At 63.3% G+C, this 4836-nt stretch carries 4 protein-coding genes and 1 pseudogene; 1 reads left to right on the top strand and 4 read right to left on the bottom strand.

The window, feature by feature from the left end; translation table 11 throughout:
• A pseudogene (locus Q0H50_RS08440) lies at positions 1-208 on the top strand (hypothetical protein); the annotation flags it as partial.
• A gap of 217 nt (positions 209-425) precedes the next feature.
• On the opposite strand, the gene trpA reads toward Q0H50_RS08440, so the two are convergent.
• The 4 genes from trpA to trpC all read right to left on the bottom strand — a co-directional run bounded on the left by trpA (position 426) and on the right by trpC (position 4533).
• A complete protein-coding gene (trpA, locus tag Q0H50_RS08435; RefSeq protein WP_294421385.1) occupies positions 426-1385 on the bottom strand; it encodes a tryptophan synthase subunit alpha in 960 nt (319 codons plus the stop codon).
• Positions 1378-2577 (bottom strand): tryptophan synthase subunit beta, encoded by a 1200-nt coding sequence (gene trpB / locus Q0H50_RS08430; protein ID WP_294421384.1) that lies wholly within the window; start codon positions 2575-2577, stop codon positions 1378-1380. The genes trpA and trpB overlap by 8 nt, the downstream gene beginning before the upstream one ends.
• A 246-nt stretch (positions 2578-2823) precedes the next feature.
• The gene (locus Q0H50_RS08425; RefSeq protein WP_294421382.1) at positions 2824-3498 is read right to left on the bottom strand and encodes a phosphoribosylanthranilate isomerase; all 675 of its coding nucleotides are present in this window, start codon (positions 3496-3498) and stop codon (positions 2824-2826) included.
• Positions 3499-3681: 183 nt separating this feature from the next.
• On the bottom strand, positions 3682-4533 hold the full coding sequence (gene trpC / locus Q0H50_RS08420) for an indole-3-glycerol phosphate synthase TrpC (protein ID WP_294421380.1): 852 nt from the start codon (positions 4531-4533) through the stop codon (positions 3682-3684).
• Positions 4534-4836: the final 303 nt, after the last annotated feature.

Below are 4836 nucleotides of genomic sequence, written 5' to 3'. Positions count from 1 at the left end.
CCCTGATGATGCGGAAAAGCCCGAGAAGCCCGAGAAGCCTGAGAAGCCCGATGCTTCCAAGGGCCCTGACGAGTCAAAGGGCTCAGGCGAACCGCAGGGAGCAGGCGCTTTGTCTGCGGGAACCGGCGATAGCGTGCCCGTTCTCCCGCTGGCCATCGTTGCCGTCGCCGCGCTGGCAGCTGCGATATGGGCGCGCCGTAGCCGTTAACGACTACGGTGCGCCTTGACGCAGTCATCGCACTTGAAGAAGGCCATGCTATCCATCAGTCCCAGCGCTTCGGCATTCACGTCGTGGGCAAGGTTGACCGCCTTTCCCACGATCGGGTGAACGCACCTCCGTCCCCTGTTCATTTTTGGGGGGTTATCGGCGGCGGGGACTAGGGGTTGCCGTGCATGAACACACCTCCGTCCCCTGTTCACCCTGTTCAGGCATCCTTTACCGCGTTCACCATATCCTGCACGAAGGCGCGTACGGGTTCTATGCTGTCTTGGCCGTGCTCGGCGATGATGCGCACGATGGCGCTGCCGACGATGGCTCCGTCGGCGAAGGCGGCCATATCGCGGGCCTGCTCGGGCGTGGAGATGCCGAAACCGATGGCGCAAGGAACGGCGGGGTTCGCCTCGTGCACCTGTTTCACCAGGTCAGCGGCGCTATTTCCTAGGCTTGAGCGCATGCCGGTCACGCCCAGGCTGCTGACGCAGTAGACGAACCCTTCGGCTTCGCGAGCGATTATCTGCACGCGGTTCGTCGATGTCGGCGCCACCATGCTTACAAGCGTGACGCCGACGGCGCGGCATGGCTCGGCGAACTCCGCTTTCTCCTCGAAGGGCACGTCGGGCAGGATGAGCGCGCCGACGCTGTTTTGCGCCATCCGCTCGCAAAAACGCTCGATTCCGTATCCGTATACGACGTTTGCGTAGGTCATGATGGCAAGCGGCACGTCGGTGCGCGTGCGCACTCGTTCGATGAGCGCGAACACGTCGTCGGTGGTCACGCCGTTGGCCAGCGCGCGAAGGTTCGCCTCCTGGATGACAGGGCCCTCGGCGGTGGGGTCGGAGAACGGGATGCCCAGCTCGATAAGGCCCGCGCCCGCCTCCGCCATGGCCACGATGAGTTCCTCGGAGGTGGGAAGGTCGGGGTCTCCGCAGGTCAGGAAGGGGATGAAGGCCTTTCCGCCCGCAAAGGCGCGCGCAATGCCGGCAGCTGGCGTGTCTGCTGCCGTTGCGTTTGCGCAACCCAGGGCTTGTTCGCATGCGGGGTGCTTGGCGGCGTTGCCGGTTGCGGCGGCAGGCGCGTTGGCGCTGCTCGAGCCGTTTTCGTTCGCGTAATGCTTAGCGGCATCGACGGTTGCAGCGGCATTCAGTTCGTTCGTTACGTTATTCATGGATGTCCTCCCCACGGTAGCGGGCGATGGCGGCGCAGTCCTTGTCGCCGCGGCCCGAGATGTTCACGACGATGATCTGATCGGGGCGCATGGTCGGCGCGAGTTTGCGCGCATAGGCGACGGCGTGCGCGCTTTCGATCGCCGGGATGATGCCCTCCATGCGGCTGAGGTATTCGAACGCGTCGACGGCCTCGTCGTCGGTGACGGGCACGTATCGCGCACGCCCGCTGTCGTGCAGCGCTGCATGCTCGGGGCCGATGCCCGGATAGTCAAGGCCGGCGGAAATGGAGTACACCGGCGCGATCTGCCCGTATTCGTCCTGGCAGAAGTAGCTTTTCATGCCATGGAAGATGCCCAGGCGCCCCGTGGCGATCGTTGCGGCGGTTTCGGGCGCATCGGCCCCGCGACCTGCGGCTTCGCATCCGATGAGCTGCACCGACGGGTCCTCGATGAAGTGGTAGAACGCGCCGATGGCGTTGCTTCCGCCGCCGACGCAAGCGAGCACGGCGTCGGGCAGGCGGCCTTCCTTCTCCTGCAGCTGCTCTTTGATCTCGCGGCTGATGACCGATTGGAAATCGCGCACCATGGTGGGGAAGGGGTGCGGGCCCATGACCGACCCCAGACAGTAATGCGTGTCGTCGATGCGGCAGGTCCATTCGCGGAAGGTTTCGTTGACGGCATCTTTGAGCGTGCCGGTGCCGGAATCGACCGGTCGCACCTCGGCGCCCAACAGGCGCATCTTGTACACGTTGAGCGCCTGGCGTTCGGTGTCCTCGCGTCCCATGTAAACGACGCATTCCATGTTGAGCAGCGCCGCCGCCGTGGCGGTTGCCACTCCGTGCTGACCGGCACCGGTTTCGGCGATCAGGCGCGTTTTGCCCATCTTCTTCGCCAGCAGCGCCTGCCCGAGCACGTTGTTGATCTTGTGGGCCCCGGTGTGGTTGAGGTCCTCGCGCTTGAGGTAGATCTTCGCGCCGCCAAGGTCGGCGGTCATGCGCTCGGCTAGGTACAGCAGGCTGGGGCGGCCGGCGTATTCGTTGAAAAGCCTGGTCAGCTCCGCGTTGAATTCCGGGTCGTCCTTGTAGCGCTCATAAGCCTCGTTGAGTTCGTTCACGGCGTTCATCAGGGTTTCGGGGATGTACTGCCCGCCGTGAACGCCGAAGCGTCCTTGCGATGTAGGTGAGTTGCTCATGATTGTCCTTTCGTGAGGGGTGAGGGTTGAACAGGGGACGGAGGGGTGTTCATGCGCCGGGTTGCTGACGCGTGGACGGGGATAGAGGGGTGTTTACCAGGGCTGATGGTGGATTGGGGTCGTTTGGTTTGCGAATGGGCGGGAGGTGAACGAACGGGGAGGGCTGAGGTGCGTTCACGCGCGGGAGCGCCGATGCATGAACATGCCTCCGTTCCCTGTTCACGTTGGTGTTTGTCGTTGGGGTAGTTACGTAGTTGCAGCTGCTTCGTATTGGGCGACCCTGACCGCGGCGAGCATCTTCTTGGGGTCTTTTGCGCCGTTGGTTTCCAGGCTCGAGCTCATGTCGACGCCCTTGAAGCAGTCGCCGGCTGCGTTGCGGGCTTTTGCCATCGCTTGCGCCAGGTTGTCCGGGCCAAGGCCGCCTGCCAGCAGGAATGCCCTGGGGAATCCGGTGAGCAGACGCCAGTCGAACGTGCGCCCGCTGCCTTGCTCGCTGTCGAGCAGTACCAGGTCGGCGGCGCTTGCTGCCGCTTGCAACGTGTCGCTGATCGTTCTGATGCGAAACGCTTGGATGATGCGCGCCTGCGTGGGGTCGCTCACGTTCCCCGCCTGCAGCCCGGCGACTGAGCGAAGTTCCGCGATATAGGCGGCATCTTCGCTGCCATGCAGCTGAACTGCGGAGTTGGGGGTTTCGGTAAGGAACCGGTTGACGGTTTCAACCGGTGCGTCCACGAAGACGCCGACCGGGCGTATCGCCGGGTCAAGCGAAGAAGCCAGCTCAACGGCCCGCGCAAGCGGGATGCTGCGGTGCTTGCCGGCAACGTCGATCACGAACCCGGCGAAGTTGGGTTGTGCGGCGTTTGCTGCGGCTACATCTGCTGCCGTGCGCAGTCCGCAGAGTTTCGCCAGCGGTGCTTGCATGGTCGGGTCTCCAATCGTGAAGGGGCTGTCGGATGTTGCTAGGTTGGTTTTGCTTGCTAATGGGGCGTTTTGCCCCAGGGTCGGTTTTGCGGGCCGACGGAACCTTTGCCTCAAGGTTGGCTTTGCTTGCCAACAGGGAGCTCTGTTCCAGAGTCGGTTTTGCGTGCTAGCGGGACCTTTGCCTCAAGGACGGTTTTGCGAGCTGACAGGGCGTTTTGCCCCGGGGCTGGTTCTTGAAACCGCCTCGCCGCGCAATTCGGCGAGTTTTGCCCGCTTGTCCGCCGTGCGCATAAGCGTTTCGCCAACCAGCACAGCATCAGCGCGCATGGCACGGGCAGCTTGCACATCGGCGGCGGTTTTGATGCCGCTTTCGGAAACGAACAGCGTGTCGGCGGGCACCAGGTCGCGAAGCGCTTGCGCGGCGCCCATGTCCACCGTGAAGGTTTTCAGGTCGCGGTTGTTGACGCCGATAACGCGCGCGCCGCAGGCAACGGCGCGTTCGACCTCGCGCGCGGTGTGGGCTTCCACCAGCGCGGAAAGCCCCAGCTCATCGCAAAGTTCCCGATAAGCGGCAAGCTGCGCATTGTCGAGGATCGCACAGATGAGCAGCACCGCTTGCGCGCCGAGCGCCTTCGCCTCATAGACCATGTACTCGTCCACGACGAAGTCCTTGCGCAGCACGGGGATGCCGACTTCGCGCGCAATCTCGCTCAGATACTCGTTTCGCCCCTGGAACCAGCAGGGCTCGGTCAGGCATGAGATGGCTGCAGCGCCTGCCGCCTCGTAATCGCGCGCGATCTGCAAGTAAGGGAAGTCGGGCGCGATAAGGCCTTTTGAGGGGCTCGCGCGCTTCACTTCCGCGATGAACTGCAGCTCGGGTTGCCTGAGCGCCTCCTCGAAAGGGAACTTTTGCGCGGTGCTGTCGCGGGCGAGCGCCGCCTCGGCCGCAGCGCGCATGCTGGGCAGCGGGCGGTCGCGCTTTTGCTCGGCTATTCGCTGGCGCGTTCGATCAGCTATTTCATCAAGGATGTTCACGTTGCTCCTTTGCTGGGTAAGGGGAGTAGTTACGTTCGGAGGAGAGCGGAAGTCAGAGTCGGAGGCGGTTGCTTACGTTTGGGAGATTTGAGGATCGGAGTCGGAAGCGAAATCTATCGCTTATACGTTCGGGACCTGGGGTTTCATGTTTTGCGCAGTGCGTGGGAGGGCGTGCGGATCGGTTGCTTATACGTTCGGGACCTTGGGTTCCCGCGCCCTGTGCGGTGCGCGAAAGATCGCGCGAATCGGTCGCTTACGTGTTGAATCTTGGTGCCCTTAAGCGTTGCTGGCCTTCGCGTATGC

The organism is uncultured Senegalimassilia sp. (genome assembly GCF_934632265.1).
Lineage (GTDB): Bacteria > Actinomycetota > Coriobacteriia > Coriobacteriales > Eggerthellaceae > Senegalimassilia.
This window is presented reverse-complemented; position numbering and strand designations above follow the sequence as displayed.

Excerpts from the sequence above, each read along its gene's own strand:
- trpA (WP_294421385.1), bottom strand. The coding sequence starts at position 1,385 with ATGAATAACGTAACGAACGAACTGAATGCCGCTGCAACCGTCGATGCC.
- trpB (WP_294421384.1), bottom strand. The coding sequence starts at position 2,577 with ATGAGCAACTCACCTACATCGCAAGGACGCTTCGGCGTTCACGGCGGG.
- Q0H50_RS08425 (WP_294421382.1), bottom strand. The coding sequence starts at position 3,498 with ATGCAAGCACCGCTGGCGAAACTCTGCGGACTGCGCACGGCAGCAGAT.